This window comes from Vibrio sp. 14N.309.X.WAT.E.F5, assembly GCF_030397615.1.
Taxonomy (GTDB): Bacteria; Pseudomonadota; Gammaproteobacteria; order Enterobacterales; family Vibrionaceae; genus Vibrio; species Vibrio lentus.
The window spans coordinates 58,667-73,691 of sequence record NZ_JAPNXR010000013.1 but is presented as its reverse complement, the minus strand read 5'-3'; the positions used below and the strand labels follow the sequence as shown (position 1 = coordinate 73,691).

Here is a 15,025-nt window from a genome sequence, read left to right as displayed (position 1 = left end):
ATGCAGTCCAATTTGTCTATTCAAGCCAAGACGGGTAAGCAGATAGGAGTGGCGTTTGCTGCACTATTACTCGCAGGCTCTTTGACCGGATGTAACAAGGTTCAGTCAGAAGAAACGGTTCAAGTTGTTAAGCCAGTAAAGCTGTTTGAGATCCCTCAGCAGACGGATATCGAGCTTGATAGCTTTATCGCAAAAGTGGATGCGACTGACCGTGCCGCGCTTTCTTTCCAAGTGGGCGGAGATATTGAAACGTTCTCTGTGCGTATGGGACAAGAAGTGAAGAAAGGCCAAGTACTCGCTGTGCTAGATGCAACGGACTACCGTATTGCGGTTGATGCGGCACAAGCGAAATTTGACCTGGCGAACAGCCAATACAAACAAGCGTCTGAGCTGTACTCGAAGAAGCTTGTAAGCACGGATTACTACGACCAAGCCGTAAACACCTTTACTGCCGCTGAAGTTGAGTTGGACCAAGCACAAACAAACCTTGGTTACACCACATTAGTTGCTCCATTCGATGGCGTGGTATCGATGGTGTTTGGTAAGCAATATCAGTTAATCGCTGAAAAGCAGCCGGTACTTAATATTTTGAATCACAGCGAGATGGATGTGACTTTCTCCATTCCTGTGTCAAAGCTTGAAGACCGTTCTATTCAAGACCTGACCAACTCAAACATGTGGGTTGTGATGGATAGCCACCGCGGCATTCGTATCCCAACACGTTTTAAAGAGATCTCAACGCAACCAGACGAAGACACCAACAGCTACCAAGCGGTTGTGTCTATCGAGAAACCTGAAGGTATTAATCTGCTTTCTGGTATGACGGCACAAGTTGAAGTTCAGAAAAACAGATCGGACTACGGTATTGGCATTGTTGATTCAGCTTGGTTAAGCAAAGAAGCAGACCAGGGTGAACTATGGCGCTACAACCCAGAGTCTCAATTGATTTCTAAAGTACAAGTCACCCTTGATGGGCAAGGCAAGGTTATTGAAGGCTTGTCTTCTGGCGACCTGATCGTAGAAGCGGGTGTCGATGTGTTATCTGATGGGCAACAAGTAAAAGCTTGGTTACGTGAGGGCGGTATTTAATGAACCTTTCCAAATTATCAGTTGTGGTTGTCTCTGCGTTATTGCTTCAAGCTTGTAACAATGGAACCGACCACCGTGAGCAGCCTTCACTTTTGGTTTCAACCTTTGAGGTTGGCGCACCACTGACTGACCAATTCAGAAGTTTTAACGGACAGGTGATGCCTGCGGAACTTACACCATTGGCATTTAAGCTTGCTGGTGAGATTCAACAAGTATTGGTTGAAGCTGGTGACAACGTAGAAAAAGGCCAGCTACTGGCGACCTTAGACAACGCAACATACCTTCAAGATCTGACAGACGCTAAATCTCAATTCAAATTGGCGAGCAAGCAACTGGCGCGTGGTTCTGAGATGTTTGACAGCAAGATGTTGTCGCAATCGGAACACGATCAACTGACCGCTAACTATAAACTGGCATCGGCTAATTTGGCTGCGGCAGAGCGTAAGCTGAGTTACACAGAGCTTTTTGCCCCATTTTCTGGCACGGTTTCAATCGTCGATAAGCAACGTTTTGAGAACACCACACCGGGTGAAACGTTACTCAGCGTGTACCAGAACGACAAGGTGTATGTGCGAATTCAAGTATCAGATTCGATCTTAGCGTCTATCAGCCCTGATATGCGTTCGAACAGCTATCGACCTGACGCAACCTTTGGCGGCCACTCCGGAAAATACCCTCTGACTTACCTAGAGCATACCAGTGAACTGCACCCGCAATCTCGCACTTACGAGTTTTGGATGCAGATGCAACAACCTGAAAGTGAAATTCTGCCGGGTACGAGCGTTACGGTAAATGTGGATATGGCGAAAGCCGGCTTGAGTGATGTTCAAGGTTATCAGTTACCGATGACGACACTACAAGCGGGCGCCGAAGCGAACCAATTTTACGTGTGGAAAATGGAAGACGGCCAAGCATTCAAAAGCGAAGTGGAAGTCGACAAGATCAGCGGCCAAGGTGCACTTATCGCGCATGGCGTTGAACAAGGTGAGCTACTCGTCAACTCGAATCTAAGAAAACTCCGTGACGGAATCAAATTGTCAGGAAAAGCAGAATGAACATCGCAGAATATTCAATAAAGAACAAAGTAATCAGCTGGCTGTTTCTAGTCATTTTGGCCATTGGCGGTGTGACGTCTTTTGGTAATCTATCCCGTTTAGAAGACCCAGCTTTTACCATTAAAGATGCAATGATTATTTCAACTTACCCTGGCGCTACGTCAATGGAAGTTGAGGAAGAACTGACTTACCCCCTTGAGAAAGAGATAAGACAGCTGCCTTATATCGACAAGATCACATCGACCTCGTCGAATGGCATGTCTCAAATTATGGTTAGCATGAAGATGGACTACGGCCCAGACGAGCTACCACAAATCTGGGATGAAATGCGTCGTAAAATCAACGATCTACAGCCAACACTACCAAGTGGTGTGAATTCCGTTCAGATCATTGATGATTTTGGTGACGTATTTGGTGTGATGATCATGCTGACCGGTGATGGTTACGATTACGTTGAGCTGAAACAGTACGCAGACTACCTAACGCGTGAAATCGAATTGGTCGATGGTGTCGGAAAAGTAAGTATTGCGGGTGACCAACAAGAGCAATTGTTTGTTGAGATGTCACTTGAGCGTTTAGCGGCGCTGAACCTAGATATGTCGATGGTAACGTCACTGTTAGCACAACAAAACAGTGTGGTATCGGCAGGCGAGGTAATGTTGAATGGTCAAAGCCTAACGATCAAACCTAACGGTACGCTGAGCACAGTTGAAGAGCTAGAAAACCTAATCATTCATGGTCGTGACACTGGTAACCTGATTCGTTTGAAAGATGTTGCTGAGGTCACTCGCGGTATCCAAGAAAAACCGGGCAATGTATTAACGTACAACGGCAAACCAGCTATCAACCTAGGTATTGCGTTCTCTTCAGGCGTAAACGTCGTCGAAATTGGTAACGCGTTAGATGCCGAACTGGATCGTTTAGAAAGCATTAAGCCTGCCGGTGTAGAGCTGAACTACTTCTACAACCAAGCGCAAGAAGTAGACAAATCAGTGGCTGACTTCCTAATCAGCCTGGTAGAAGCCGTTGCTATTGTTATCATCGTACTGCTTTTTGCAATGGGCTTACGCAGTGGTTTGATCATCGGTTTAGTACTGCTACTGACCGTATTCGGTACGTTCATTCTTATGGACTACAACGATGTTGAACTGCACCGTATCTCACTGGGTGCACTTATCATCGCGCTCGGTATGCTGGTGGACAACGCGATTGTTGTCGTTGAAGGTATTTTAGTTGGCTTGAAGAAAGGAAAGACTAAACTTCAAGCAGCAAAAGACATCGTGACACAAACGCAATGGCCACTATTGGGTGCGACCGTTATTGCTATTACCGCTTTTGCACCTATCGGCTTGTCGAAAGATGCAACGGGCGAGTTCATGGGCTCATTGTTCTGGGTACTGTGTTTCTCGTTATTCTTGAGTTGGGTAACGGCGCTAACACTCACGCCATTCCTTGCTGAGATGCTGCTTAAAGAAGAAGATAAAGTCGATGAGAACGAAGACCCATACAAAGGTATTCTGTTCGTTGTATTCGGTGCGTCTCTGAAATTTGCATTGCGTTTTAGATGGTTAACTGTGGTCAGCATGATCGTATTACTCGCCGTGTCTGTTGTTGGTTTTGGTAAGGTGAAGCAACAGTTCTTCCCGCCATCAAATACTCCGATGTTTTACGTGGATATGTGGATGCCAGAAGGTACGGATGTACGTGAAACGATTAAGCAGACTAAAAAGGTTGAGAGCTACATTCGTCAACAAGACGACGTAGAGTTTGTAACCACAACGGTTGGGCAGGGCATGCAACGTTTCGCTCTGACATACCAACCAGAGAAAAGCTATGAAGCGTACAGCCAGTTACAAGTAAGAACCACTGACCGTGACACCATGTTTAAGGTTCTAGCTGAGTTGGACAAAGACTTAGCGAACGAATTTGAGCAACCGACGTTCCAGTTCAAACTGATTGAATTTGGTCCGTCACCAGCTTCGAAGATAGAAGCGCGTATTATCGGTGCTGACCCTCAAGTATTGCGTAGTATTGCAGTTGAAGTCGAAGACGTCTTACTTGCCGATCCAGGCTCACGAAATGTTCGTCACGACTGGCGTGAACGCACTAAAGAACTAGTGCCATTGTTTAACGAATCAAAGGCACGTCGCCTTGGTATATCAAAAACTGATCTGTCTGAGACGTTACAAATGGCGTTCGGCGGTTACAACATCGGCTTACTGCGTGATGGTACTCATATGTTACCTATCGTTGCGCGTTTACCTGAAGAAGAGCGTTTTGACTTTGAATCACTGAACAATGTGAAAATTTGGAGCCCATCGCTACAAACTTACATTCCAGTTGAGCAAGTGATTGATGGTGTAGAGCTTCAATGGTCTGAACCACTGATTCAACGTCGCGATAGAAAGCGTACGTTAACCGTGCTTGCTGACCACGATGTATTGGGTGATGAAACGCCAGCGAGCTTGTTTGCGCGTGTAAAACCAAAGATAGAAGCATTGGATCTACCAGAAGGCTACAGCATCAGTTGGGGCGGCGAATACGAAAGCTCTAAAGATGCACAAGAGTCTCTATTTGGTTCACTGCCAATGGGTTACTTGCTGATGTTTATCATCACTATGCTTCTGTTTAACTCGCTTCGTAAGCCACTTGTGATTTGGTTTACGGTACCACTCTCTATCATTGGTGTTTCGATTGGTCTGCTAGGGACTAATATGCCATTCAGCTTCACGGCGTTCTTAGGCTTGCTAAGTCTAAGCGGCATGATTTTGAAAAACGGTATTGTGTTGCTTGACCAAATAAACACTGAGCTTTCAACAGGTAAAGACCCATACTTAGCGGTTGTCGACAGTGCGATTAGTCGTGTACGACCGGTATCTATGGCAGCTTTGACGACTATCTTGGGCATGATTCCCTTGGTATTCGATGCATTTTTCGGCTCGATGGCGATTACCATCATGGCAGGCTTAGGCTTTGCTACAGTACTAACGCTAATAGTAGTACCAGTGATGTTCGCTATTCTATATAGAATCAAACCGTCCACTGCGGGTTATTAGGGAATGATATAAAACAGATTCTTTTAAGCCAGCCCAGTCAATTTTGACTGGGCTTTTTTATGGGTGTGATTTGGTCTACAAGGTTGGCGCTACAAGAAAGCCGCTTACTATGAACCACTAACCACTAACCACTAACCAAAGGTCAGCGGCTTCAGGAAGAATAGGGGGCAGTTCTAGATTGCGAGGCGGAGATCTAATTCAATCGGCTTTGGCATCGCCAAGTGATAGCCTTGATACATATCGAAGCCTAAGCTTTGCATTGCTGCGAGTTGTTGCTGGGTTTCGATACCTTCGATTACGGTCTTAGCACCAATTTGATTAGCAAGATCGAGAACCAACTCCATTTCGCTTGTGTCGCCTTGTTCAAAATTTAACATGACAGAGCGATCTATCTTGATGATATGTGGGTTGATATGACGAACACGCTGCTCTGTTGACGCTTGAGTACCAAAATCATCAACAGCAATTTGAAAACCATTTTCAGCTAGAGAGTGGGCTGCATCTTTCAAACGCTCTTCACTTTCGGCATTCAGTTCCACCAATTCCATCACGATTTGTTCACATGAAAGGTTGAGTTCATGAAGGCGTTTGGCCAACAGGCTGTCACTGACTTTTTCTGCAGCAAACAATTCACCAACGTTTGGAAGAACATTCAAAAACAAGTGTAAATGGCGGATATTCGATTGTGCGAAGTTACGGATATGGATAGCGCGACTCAGCCTTTCTACATTGATCTTGTCAGTGCACAAGGTATCGTCGGAATGGAAGAAGTGATCAGGACGAACTACATCCCCTTTGCTATTCGAAATACGAACCAAAGCCTCAACGCCTATCTGAGTCATTGAACTGTCAAATATAGGTTGATAGACACTTCTAAGTGTTAAGTCTTGATATTTCGCAATAAACTGCATATCGGCATCCACAGATATACAGCTAATAAATTCACTTCTGTCTGATAAAATCATAGTCGCTAATAAAGGTGTTTATTTAATGACGAAAATATACGTCATGGCTGTCACAATATTGACAGGTGTAAGTAAATTGTCAATTAATAAAAATTCATTTGTAGGGTCAATATTTAAATAAATATAATTAACGAAAAATCAGCATGATAAATGACATTGAGCATTAAATTTACTTATCATTCACTGTGTTTGACAGTTGCTGTGAATTTAATGGCTAAGTAACGTCTCTCATATTAACCCCAGCCAATATAAGGCTAGAACGCTGATACACCAGAGAAAAGTAGGGTTAAAGGCTTAGATTGTGGGGGAATGTCAAAGTTACAAAATGGAGAGGCAACGCGAGTTACATAGAAATGATATCTATCTCTCAAAATCGAGACGGCGAGTACAACAACTATTAATAATTAAAACAGAAGGTTCGAATAATTAAAACAGAAGGTTCGAATAATTAATGAGCAGGGAATGAGTTATCTTTTATAAAATATTGGGATGAAGGTCTAACAATTTACTTTCAATATTGAATGAAAAAGTTGACCCGTATTATCACTGCCATTGAAGTACCGCATAAAGTTGCAGGTATTTACGAACCAATTGTTGATTTCCTGACCGTTTGAGTGGGTGCCCGAATTTAATAAAGCAAGGGCTGATTCTGAAGTTATTATTTAAATCGGAAGCGAATTGAGAATCACTCTCTCTTAGAGTGATGCCTTGCTGGCTGTATTCCGTCATCTCGTCTGGGAGTTCTCCCATCCACCAATGTAACAACTCACTACTGTTTTTACTTCGGCTTATCCAATGGTCGGAAACAATGATCAATACGTCATTTGGCTGAATGGCAAATCCATACTCTTGCTGCCAGTTATGAATGTCTAGCATCAACTTTTTACGACAGGTTTTTCCTGCGCTCACCATATGATGGCTGATCATCCAAACGGTACCGATTTCAGAAGAGATTCGGAAGTGTCGAGGGTTTTCACCAGAAGAGAGCATTTCGAGTGGGCTGATGTTGCTTGCATGGTTAAAGCTAACAAAGGTGTGTTCCATTCGTCGGGCAAAGGCTTTGCCGATGTGATGCTCACTGATTCCTTGATTGTGTACCGTAGGGTAGTGGCGTTCACATAGCTTTAGGCAGTCGTCTTGAAACTGATTGACGCTTTTAATCACTAGATCTAATAACAATGAAGTCCCTTATACACAGCTACTATCTTATTGATGGGCAATAGTACGGTAATTGAGGTTCCATTACCTATCGCCAAAGTGCGAGTTCTTGATCCCTCTATCAAAATTAGCTATTGCCGAGCGATTTTATGGATAGCACTGGCACTTCGCTAGTCTGTATTCTAAATTATGAGGAATTCTAATTAGTTAGAAGGATTAAGCTTAGTTAGCAAAGTTACTGGTGGCTAGCTTAATCTTAGTCAGCTAATCACAATTGATCTACTTACTCTTTATTTGGAAACATTCATGACCATTCAATTAGATTCGAAACAAAAGTCTGAACTCACTCATACGCTTCAAAAGTACCTTCAAGATGAACTCGATGTGGAACTTGGTCAGTTCGACACGGAATTCTTGGTCGACTTCATAAGCAAAAAGTTTGGTGCTGTTTACTACAACAAGGGGATAGAAGACGCGCAAAAAGTGATGGAACGTAAAATGTTAGACATCTCAGATGAGCTTTACGAGATCGAACAAATCGTTGAAATCTAACGTTTAGCCCAAACTTGTTCAAATAATTTGAATAACTCGTTTAATTTGAAATGATGTTACCAATGTAAAGCTTGGTAAATAATATGTTACACAAACTTGGTGTAGGGTACGCTTTTCAAAACTACACTACTCGTTAACATTCGGAACAGATTCATGGACAACAACGTTAGAAATTACAACCCTTTAGCAAGAGCGATGCATTGGATTTCAGCACTCGCGATTTTTGGCTTATTTGGTGTAGGCCTGTGGATGGTTGATCTTTCATATTACAGCGAGTGGTACAAAACAGCGCCAGACTACCACCGTTCGGTAGGTATTCTTTTGGCTGCCGTTACCATTATCCGCTTGCTTTGGAAGCTAGTTACCGCGTCACCTAAGGTGGAAGGGAAAAGCTATGAAGTTGCAGCAGCGAAGATTGCTCACGGCTTTATGTACATTAACTTAGCGGTTTTATTTATTTCAGGTTATTTGATTTCGACATCAGATGGCCGTGGGATCGAGGTATTCAATTGGTTCGCTGTACCAAGTATGGGTGAACTATTTGCAAACCAATCTGATCTCGCAGGAACGGTTCACTACTATGCTGCATGGGTACTGATCATTATGGCATCAGTGCACGCCTTAGCGGCGATAAAACACCACGTTATCGACAAAGACGATACGCTACGAAAAATGATAGGAGCTTCAAAATGAAAAAGTCAATTATCGCTACAGGATTAGCATTTGCTATGGCAATGCCTTTCGCTGCGAACGCCGCTGATTACGTGATTGATACAAAAGGAGCGCATGCTTCAGTTAACTTTAAAGTTAGCCACCTAGGTTACAGCTTTATCCAAGGTCGTTTTAACACATTCTCAGGTGACTTCTCATTTGATGAGAGCAACGTTGAAGCATCGAAAGTGAACGTAACGATTGATACAACAAGCCTTGATTCAAACCACGCAGAACGTGATAAGCACATCCGTAGCTCTGACTTCATTGATACAAGCAAATTCTCAGATGCAACATTCAACAGCACAAAAGTAGTTGATAAAGGTGAAGGCAAACTTGAAGTAATGGGTGACCTTAAACTTCACGGTGTAACTAAGCCTATCGTTATCGAAGCTGAATTCATCGGTGCTGGTCAAGACCCATGGGGCGGTGAGCGTGCTGGTTTCGTTGGCACAACTCGTCTAGAACTTGCTGACTTCAACATTCCAGTAATGGGCGCTTCAAGCTATGTAGATATGGATCTGCACGTTGAAGGTGTAAAGAAGTAATCTAGCTATCAATAATTGCTGACTGGTATCAACATTTTTAGAAACATCAAAAGTTTGGTCGATATCAACTAGCAGGTTAGTTAGAAAAAGAACAAGTAGCTAGAAATAGAGAAAGGCGCAAAGTAATGACTTTGCGCCTTTTTTATTGAGGTAAATGGCCACGCGTTTAGATCTGTTTTGTGTCAAACCTTGAGTTGCGTTTTAAGCCTCCATTTACTTCTAGCCAGTCAACGTTGCCATGACTGAGTTATCTAGCTGAACGACTAATCCCTAATAGTTCAGCTTTAGATTAGTTAAGCTGTTTCTAGTTCAGCTTGTGGAACCACGTTTAGGCGGTCGCCGTAGATTGGACGTAACGCTTGCATCACTTCTGTGCGAGTCAGCACACCGACCATTACGCCATTTTCTAGCACTGGAAGCATGTGTGGTTGGCTTACTTTCATTGCTTTTGCACGTTCTTCTAAAGAAAGAGAAGTCAGGCGAGTGGCGTAGCCCATGCTTGTGGTCGGGTACAGTTGTTCTTTGTCGATACATAGGAACTCAGCAACATCAACCAGCTTGTCGTTTGCATCAATAGCCACAACGTCACGGCTCATTAGGTCTACCACTTTCTGACCTTTAGTCGGGATGTAGTCTTGGCACCAAAGATCAACCATTACGTCGTGAACAGATAAGATACCCACTAGTCGGCCTTCAACATCACACACAGGAGCGCTAACAAGGTGAGCGTCTAAAAGTGAATCAATTGCAACTGATGTAGGCATTTCTACGCTTAGTGTAATTGGTTGAGTGTTCATGATTTGCTTGATAGTTGTTGTAGTGTTCATAGTGATTTCCTTAACTGACGTAATTTCTGTTGTTTGAGTTATTGCTGTAATTTTTGCTGCTTTAAGTTGTGGGCGACGGTAGATGCTCCAATTGGCTAAGCCAACCAATACCGAACCACCTACGATGTTGCCGATTGTCACTGGTATTAAGTTTGCGGTGACAAATTTCATGACGTTTAAGTCTGCATACTGCGCTGGTGTTGCGCCTATTTGCATCCAGAAGCTTTCTGGTGCGAATGCTTGAATAGTGATGCCTAGCGGAACCATGAACATATTCGCCACACAGTGTTCAAAGCCTGAGCTAACGAACATTGCAACGGGTAACACGGTCATCATTGCTTTAGTCATGGCGTTAGCAGAGCTGAACGTTAACCAAATTGCTAAACACACCAACAAGTTACAAAGCACACCCAAAGCAAACGCTTGAACAGGGCTGTGGTGTAGCTTGTGTTGAGCAATGTTTAGAGCGTTTAAACCCCATTGGCCACCATCTAATTGATATAAGCCTGCTGCGCTTACCAAAGCCAAAAGGAACATGGCTCCGATAAAGTTACCGACGTAAACCTTGCCCCAGATAGACAGCATCTTAGTGAAGGTTATTTGCTTGTTAGCCCATGAGATGCTTGATAACACTGAGCTGGTAAACAGCTCGCCACCGCAAATTACAATCAGGATTAACCCCATGCTGAATGCAAGACCGCCGGCTAAACGACTCAACCCCCATCCAGCATCAGCGCTACCTGTGGTTACCGTGATGTAGAATAAAAAAGCAAGCCCGATGAATGCGCCAGCCATGATTGCCAAACTCAATGTCATGCTGCTGGTTTTATTTGCTTTGCTTAATGCAAACTTCTCGGCTTCCGCCATCATTTCTGTTGGCGAGAACAGTTGCTGATTTTCAGAAGTGCTGGTTGCCATATCCCCCCCTTGAACAATCCGTCATGTGTAATTCCTAGTGTTAATGACTTAGTTAATCCGTAATGGTTAATCAGTAATGTTTTGCAGGGCTCGTTTGTGTCCTGCCATTCCAGATTAGGGGGTTGAGGGGTAGAGGTAAAATTGATAATTTTTAGAAACCACATCAAAATTATTGATATAGATTTGGTTACGCGTAGAATGAAATCAATTGCTCATCGGCTTAACAAAAAACGAGCAGCAGGACATAAGTTATTAAAAGAATTAAGGATGAATTTTGCGTTATTCATTAAAACAACTTGCGGTATTTGATGCAGTGGCAGATTCCGGGAGTGTTAGTCAGGCAGCAGACAAATTGGCGTTGACTCAATCAGCGACAAGTATGTCTCTTGCACAGTTGGAAAAAATGCTCGGCAGGCCTTTGTTTGAAAGGCAGGGCAAGCAAATGGCCCTTACTCATTGGGGTATGTGGCTAAGGCCTAAAGCGAAGCGTTTACTGCAAGATGCTCAGCAAATTGAGATGGGTTTCTACGAGCAGCATTTACTGAGTGGAGAGCTCAAACTCGGTGCTAGCCAAACCCCGGCAGAACACCTAGTTCCAGACCTCATCAGTATTATTGATAACGACTTTCCTGAGATGCGAATCTCGCTTGGCGTGCAAAGTACCGATGCAGTGATTGATGGCGTATTAGATTATAAATATGACTTAGGCGTTATCGAAGGTCGCTGTGACGACAGTCGAGTTAACCAAGAAGTGTGGTGTACCGACCATTTAACGGTCGTTGCGTCAGCACATCACCCATTCGCGAAGCGTGAGCGTGTGAGTTTGGCTCAGTTAGAGCAAGCGAAGTGGGTATTGCGCGAACATGGCTCTGGTACGCGCAAAGTTTTTGATAGCTCTATTCATCATTTAATTGGTGATCTTGATGTTTGGCGAGAGTATGAACACGTTCCTGTTTTAAGAAGTTTGGTTGCAAACGGCCCATATTTAACGTGTCTACCTTATCTCGATGTCGAGCAGTTTGTTGAATCAGGCCAACTTGTTACCTTGAATGTGCCTGAGCTTGAAATGGAACGTACGCTTTCGTTTATTTGGCGTGCTGATATGGCAGAAAACCCGCTTGCTGAGTGTATCAAGCGAGAAGGCAAGCGCATGATGAAAGGCAAACCGTCAGTTTTGTAAGGTAGATTTGATAAAGGCTAGGGGCTGTTGACCTTTCGTGGTTAAGTTTTGTTCGAGGTAAATCGTTTTAGGCGCGGCGAAGAGTATGTAGCCTAGTCATTCTAAGCAAATATTCTTCAACAAAGCATAAAGCGATTTTAACCGAACCCTTCGGGCAGCCCTTGTGGTTCATTTCTACTGCGTTATCGCCTTTTCATGTAGGCTAACTACACATCAAAGCCTCTGCCTTGTATAAATTTCCCACAAGAGCTGCAAAATAAAGCTCGAAAGGTTAACAGTCCCTTATAACTAAATGTGTTGAATAAGCGATTCCGGTCTCCATCTGATGATAAATGCACATCGGCGTACATTATTAATGTGATCGTGATCGGCTAAAAGAAGGCGTTCTTCCCATAATATGCTTACTTGATTTTAAGTGAGGCTAAATCCGGTTGCGATGAATTGCGTAATTAGGCTTTAGAAATAGTATGAGTACATTAGTCGCGATATCATTAACAACAGGTATTTTGTCAGGTCTATGGGGATGGATAGCTATCTCTTTCGGCTTACTGTCATGGGCAGGTTTCTTAGGTTGCACCAGTTATTTTGCTTCGCCAACAGGCGGTGTTAAAGGACTAGCAGGTAGCTTACTGACCAACATGACGGGCGTATTCTGGGCAATGGTGATTATCGAAAGCTCAACCTTCGCAGGGTTAGAGATTCTAGGCTATGTGATTACTGCTATTGTGGCTTTCTTCATGTGTATTCAAGCAAAACAAGCGTGGCTAGGTTATATCCCAGGAACCTTTATTGGTTGCTGTGCGACGTTTGCGGCTGGTGGCGATTGGCAACTTGTCGTGCCATCTTTACTGCTTGGTGGTGTATTCGGATACTTGATGAAAGCAACGGGGCTATGGCTTCACGAAAAATCGACCCAATCTTCGGAAGCGGTTGAACAACACGCTAAGCAAGTTAAGGCTTAATTCGTTAACCTAACCTTAGTTTAGTCACTGTGAACTCTTGCAAGATAACCCCCAATTAATTTGTATATCGATTTATACAGGCACACCACTTGGTGTGCCTTTTTTGGTTTTGGTTTAGGTAATCAGTTAAATAACTTATCTGCAGAAGAACCAATAGCACCTATCAATTAATTAAAGCGCTTAGGTGTTGCCGTTTGCCATGGTGATAACACGTTTTAACGTCCACCTTAGTAACAGCGGAATGCAGTTTTGTCCCTGATTCTCGCAGTGAGAAACGATCGCCAGTGCAAGATCGGGTTTCGCGTGCTTCTTAAGAACCTTAGCCACCACTTTCTTCGGAGGAATCGGGTGATCGTAAGGAATCTTAACCATATCTCTGAAAAAGTTTTCGAAGCCATTCATATACAAGTAATGTTCGATATCTTTATCGGGCAGTTCAGTCAGGCGGTGTCTTTCCTGATCATTACCAAGCTTAGATAACACAGTCGCAGCGTACTTCTTACCAGCAGCGTCTCCGTCAGTCACCACGTGCCAATCGATGCCAAACTCTTGTGCTACTTTAATGAGCGCTTTAAGACCAGACTGCGCGAACTCGATAATTTGCACACCTTCTGCTGCAAGGTTATAGCCACACTGGTTGGCTAACTCATTAAACAACCAAACCTCTGTTTCACCTTCCACTAATAACCAACAACGAGCATACAGAGCCCCTGAACGATGGAAACGAATATGAAAACCAATTCGACGAAGCTCATCTTTACTGAAATGGTTCATGTTCAGTTGATTAGCGATAGTTTTGTCTGATTGACGAACCAGTCGACGAATAGACTGAAGAGGCACGGCAGCAAGAAGATCACCACTGTTGGTCGTGAGGATTTTCTGCATCGGCAGCTTTTGCATTAAGCTCCAAGCCCTTGCCAAGTGTGTTGGGTGCAGTCGACCTTCTGGATCTTCAAGGATCAAAAGAGGGCGCGCGCATCGTCTTAGATCGGTAGGGCCTTTGGCTTGTAAGTATGCGTTGAGCAAACCCATGAATAGTAAGCGCGTCTGTTTATTCTTGGTCTCTTCGACAAGTTGATGAATGCTCTTGTCATTTGCCCCTGCAGAATAAAGCAAACCATCCCTCTGTTTTCTTGGATTTCGTCGAGAAGTACTTTTGAAAGAAAAGTAATGCTCAATCAGGCTTTGCATCGATTCTAGGCTACTGCGCATCTCGCCTTTATTTACATGGCCAGGTATTGCCATTAAGCGACGACAGGTGTTGTCGATGCGCTTTTCTATCCTTGCCTGACGCCCATTTCCGTTATTACCGTTTCCATTGCTGCCATTACCATTGGTTGTTTGACTCTGGCCGTTACCATTTCCATTCACATTATTAGCGTGACCGTTACTAGCATGAACATTGGCTGGTAGGTGAGCATTGTGGTTCAGCGATTTACTGTTGAAAGGACGATCAAAGTGCCTTGCATCTCGCAAACGAATCACAGGATGTAACGTCATTAACTCTTGCGCCAGTTTTTCAGAATGGTGAAGCTTTAAAGGGTTGCCATCGATACCTAAGAAGGCGTAGTGGGTGGTCGTTTCATACTGTTCTAACGTCGCACTGATTCGGTAATAGATACGATAGGTGCCAAACTCATCTTGAACCCAGATAGGTTTGAGTTTGCGATAACGACCGGCGTTGAGTTCGCTCTTGTCGTTGGCTTTTAATGCGAGAACAATTTGAAGATGTTGAGATTGTGGATGTGAAACAGAGTAATCGACATGAAAATCAGTCATTTCGAAGTGATATGGGACTCCGTCTGAGGGAAGAACGACGGACAAAGCATCAAGTAAAGAAGACTTACCCCAAGTATTTTCACCAATCAGCGTAGTTAGCTCGTCAAACGCGAGTGACATACGCTTGATACCTCGAAAGCCAGAAATCTCGATTCTTTCTAGTTGCATAGGCTTACTCCTAACGGAAGGCTCTGCTAATTGTTTGAAAGCTAACAGATATCTTTA

Annotated in this window: 12 protein-coding genes; 8 read left to right on the top strand and 4 right to left on the bottom strand. The window is 43.7% G+C overall.

Features of this window, described 5'->3' with window-relative positions; genetic code table 11:
* From OW495_RS15125 to OW495_RS15115, 3 genes are read left to right on the top strand one after another with little or no spacing between them, the layout of a single operon-like run.
* Positions 1–1,089 carry an efflux RND transporter periplasmic adaptor subunit gene (locus OW495_RS15125; RefSeq protein ID WP_102513942.1) on the top strand — a complete coding sequence of 363 codons (1,089 nt, stop codon included), beginning with the start codon at positions 1–3 and terminating at the stop codon, positions 1,087–1,089.
* Positions 1,089–2,144 (top strand): efflux RND transporter periplasmic adaptor subunit, encoded by a 1,056-nt coding sequence (locus OW495_RS15120; RefSeq protein ID WP_102513941.1) that lies wholly within the window; start codon positions 1,089–1,091, stop codon positions 2,142–2,144. The genes OW495_RS15125 and OW495_RS15120 overlap by 1 nt, the downstream gene beginning before the upstream one ends.
* Positions 2,141–5,200: an efflux RND transporter permease subunit gene (locus tag OW495_RS15115; protein ID WP_289887263.1), complete on the top strand. Its 3,060-nt coding sequence runs from the start codon at positions 2,141–2,143 to the stop codon at positions 5,198–5,200. The genes OW495_RS15120 and OW495_RS15115 overlap by 4 nt, the downstream gene beginning before the upstream one ends.
* Positions 5,201–5,373: 173 nt before the next feature.
* Here OW495_RS15115 and OW495_RS15110 read toward each other — a convergent pair whose 3' ends face one another.
* Positions 5,374–6,111: an EAL domain-containing protein gene (locus tag OW495_RS15110; RefSeq protein WP_102383175.1), complete on the bottom strand. Its 738-nt coding sequence runs from the start codon at positions 6,109–6,111 to the stop codon at positions 5,374–5,376.
* A gap of 597 nt (positions 6,112–6,708) precedes the next feature.
* Positions 6,709–7,344: a hypothetical protein gene (locus OW495_RS15105; protein ID WP_017105905.1), complete on the bottom strand. Its 636-nt coding sequence runs from the start codon at positions 7,342–7,344 to the stop codon at positions 6,709–6,711.
* 285 nt (positions 7,345–7,629) lie between these two features.
* On the opposite strand from OW495_RS15105, the gene OW495_RS15100 reads away from it, so the two are divergent.
* The 3 genes from OW495_RS15100 to OW495_RS15090 all read left to right on the top strand — a co-directional run bounded on the left by OW495_RS15100 (position 7,630) and on the right by OW495_RS15090 (position 9,134).
* The gene (locus OW495_RS15100; protein ID WP_017059821.1) at positions 7,630–7,875 is read left to right on the top strand and encodes a DUF2164 domain-containing protein; all 246 of its coding nucleotides are present in this window, start codon (positions 7,630–7,632) and stop codon (positions 7,873–7,875) included.
* A gap of 153 nt (positions 7,876–8,028) precedes the next feature.
* Positions 8,029–8,568, top strand: a complete 540-nt coding sequence (locus OW495_RS15095) for a cytochrome b (protein WP_102513939.1) — start codon at positions 8,029–8,031, stop codon at positions 8,566–8,568.
* Positions 8,565–9,134: a YceI family protein gene (locus OW495_RS15090; protein ID WP_029223680.1), complete on the top strand. Its 570-nt coding sequence runs from the start codon at positions 8,565–8,567 to the stop codon at positions 9,132–9,134. The genes OW495_RS15095 and OW495_RS15090 overlap by 4 nt, the downstream gene beginning before the upstream one ends.
* Positions 9,135–9,427: 293 nt before the next feature.
* Here OW495_RS15090 and focA read toward each other — a convergent pair whose 3' ends face one another.
* Positions 9,428–10,879 (bottom strand): formate transporter FocA, encoded by a 1,452-nt coding sequence (gene focA, locus OW495_RS15085; protein WP_102339173.1) that lies wholly within the window; start codon positions 10,877–10,879, stop codon positions 9,428–9,430.
* A gap of 274 nt (positions 10,880–11,153) precedes the next feature.
* Here focA and OW495_RS15080 point away from each other — a divergent pair, with 274 nt between their 5' ends.
* Together OW495_RS15080 and OW495_RS15075 are read left to right on the top strand one after the other, a co-directional pair.
* Complete coding sequence (locus tag OW495_RS15080) at positions 11,154–12,059, top strand: LysR substrate-binding domain-containing protein (protein ID WP_017105900.1); 906 nt, start codon at positions 11,154–11,156, stop codon at positions 12,057–12,059.
* Positions 12,060–12,526: 467 nt separating this feature from the next.
* Positions 12,527–13,021, top strand: a complete 495-nt coding sequence (locus OW495_RS15075; protein WP_017105899.1) for a DUF1097 domain-containing protein — start codon at positions 12,527–12,529, stop codon at positions 13,019–13,021.
* A 180-nt stretch (positions 13,022–13,201) separates the two neighbouring features.
* Here OW495_RS15075 and OW495_RS15070 read toward each other — a convergent pair whose 3' ends face one another.
* On the bottom strand, positions 13,202–14,968 hold the full coding sequence (locus OW495_RS15070) for an ATP-dependent endonuclease (protein WP_102513938.1): 1,767 nt from the start codon (positions 14,966–14,968) through the stop codon (positions 13,202–13,204).
* Between the last annotated feature and the right edge of the window lie 57 nt (positions 14,969–15,025).

Excerpts from the sequence above, each read along its gene's own strand:
- OW495_RS15095 (WP_102513939.1), top strand. The coding sequence starts at position 8,029 with ATGGACAACAACGTTAGAAATTACAACCCTTTAGCAAGAGCGATGCAT.
- OW495_RS15075 (WP_017105899.1), top strand. The coding sequence starts at position 12,527 with ATGAGTACATTAGTCGCGATATCATTAACAACAGGTATTTTGTCAGGT.
- OW495_RS15090 (WP_029223680.1), top strand. The coding sequence starts at position 8,565 with ATGAAAAAGTCAATTATCGCTACAGGATTAGCATTTGCTATGGCAATG.
- OW495_RS15120 (WP_102513941.1), top strand. The coding sequence starts at position 1,089 with ATGAACCTTTCCAAATTATCAGTTGTGGTTGTCTCTGCGTTATTGCTT.
- focA (WP_102339173.1), bottom strand. The coding sequence starts at position 10,879 with ATGGCAACCAGCACTTCTGAAAATCAGCAACTGTTCTCGCCAACAGAA.
- OW495_RS15125 (WP_102513942.1), top strand. The coding sequence starts at position 1 with ATGCAGTCCAATTTGTCTATTCAAGCCAAGACGGGTAAGCAGATAGGA.
- OW495_RS15100 (WP_017059821.1), top strand. The coding sequence starts at position 7,630 with ATGACCATTCAATTAGATTCGAAACAAAAGTCTGAACTCACTCATACG.
- OW495_RS15110 (WP_102383175.1), bottom strand. The coding sequence starts at position 6,111 with ATGCAGTTTATTGCGAAATATCAAGACTTAACACTTAGAAGTGTCTAT.
- OW495_RS15070 (WP_102513938.1), bottom strand. The coding sequence starts at position 14,968 with ATGCAACTAGAAAGAATCGAGATTTCTGGCTTTCGAGGTATCAAGCGT.
- OW495_RS15115 (WP_289887263.1), top strand. The coding sequence starts at position 2,141 with ATGAACATCGCAGAATATTCAATAAAGAACAAAGTAATCAGCTGGCTG.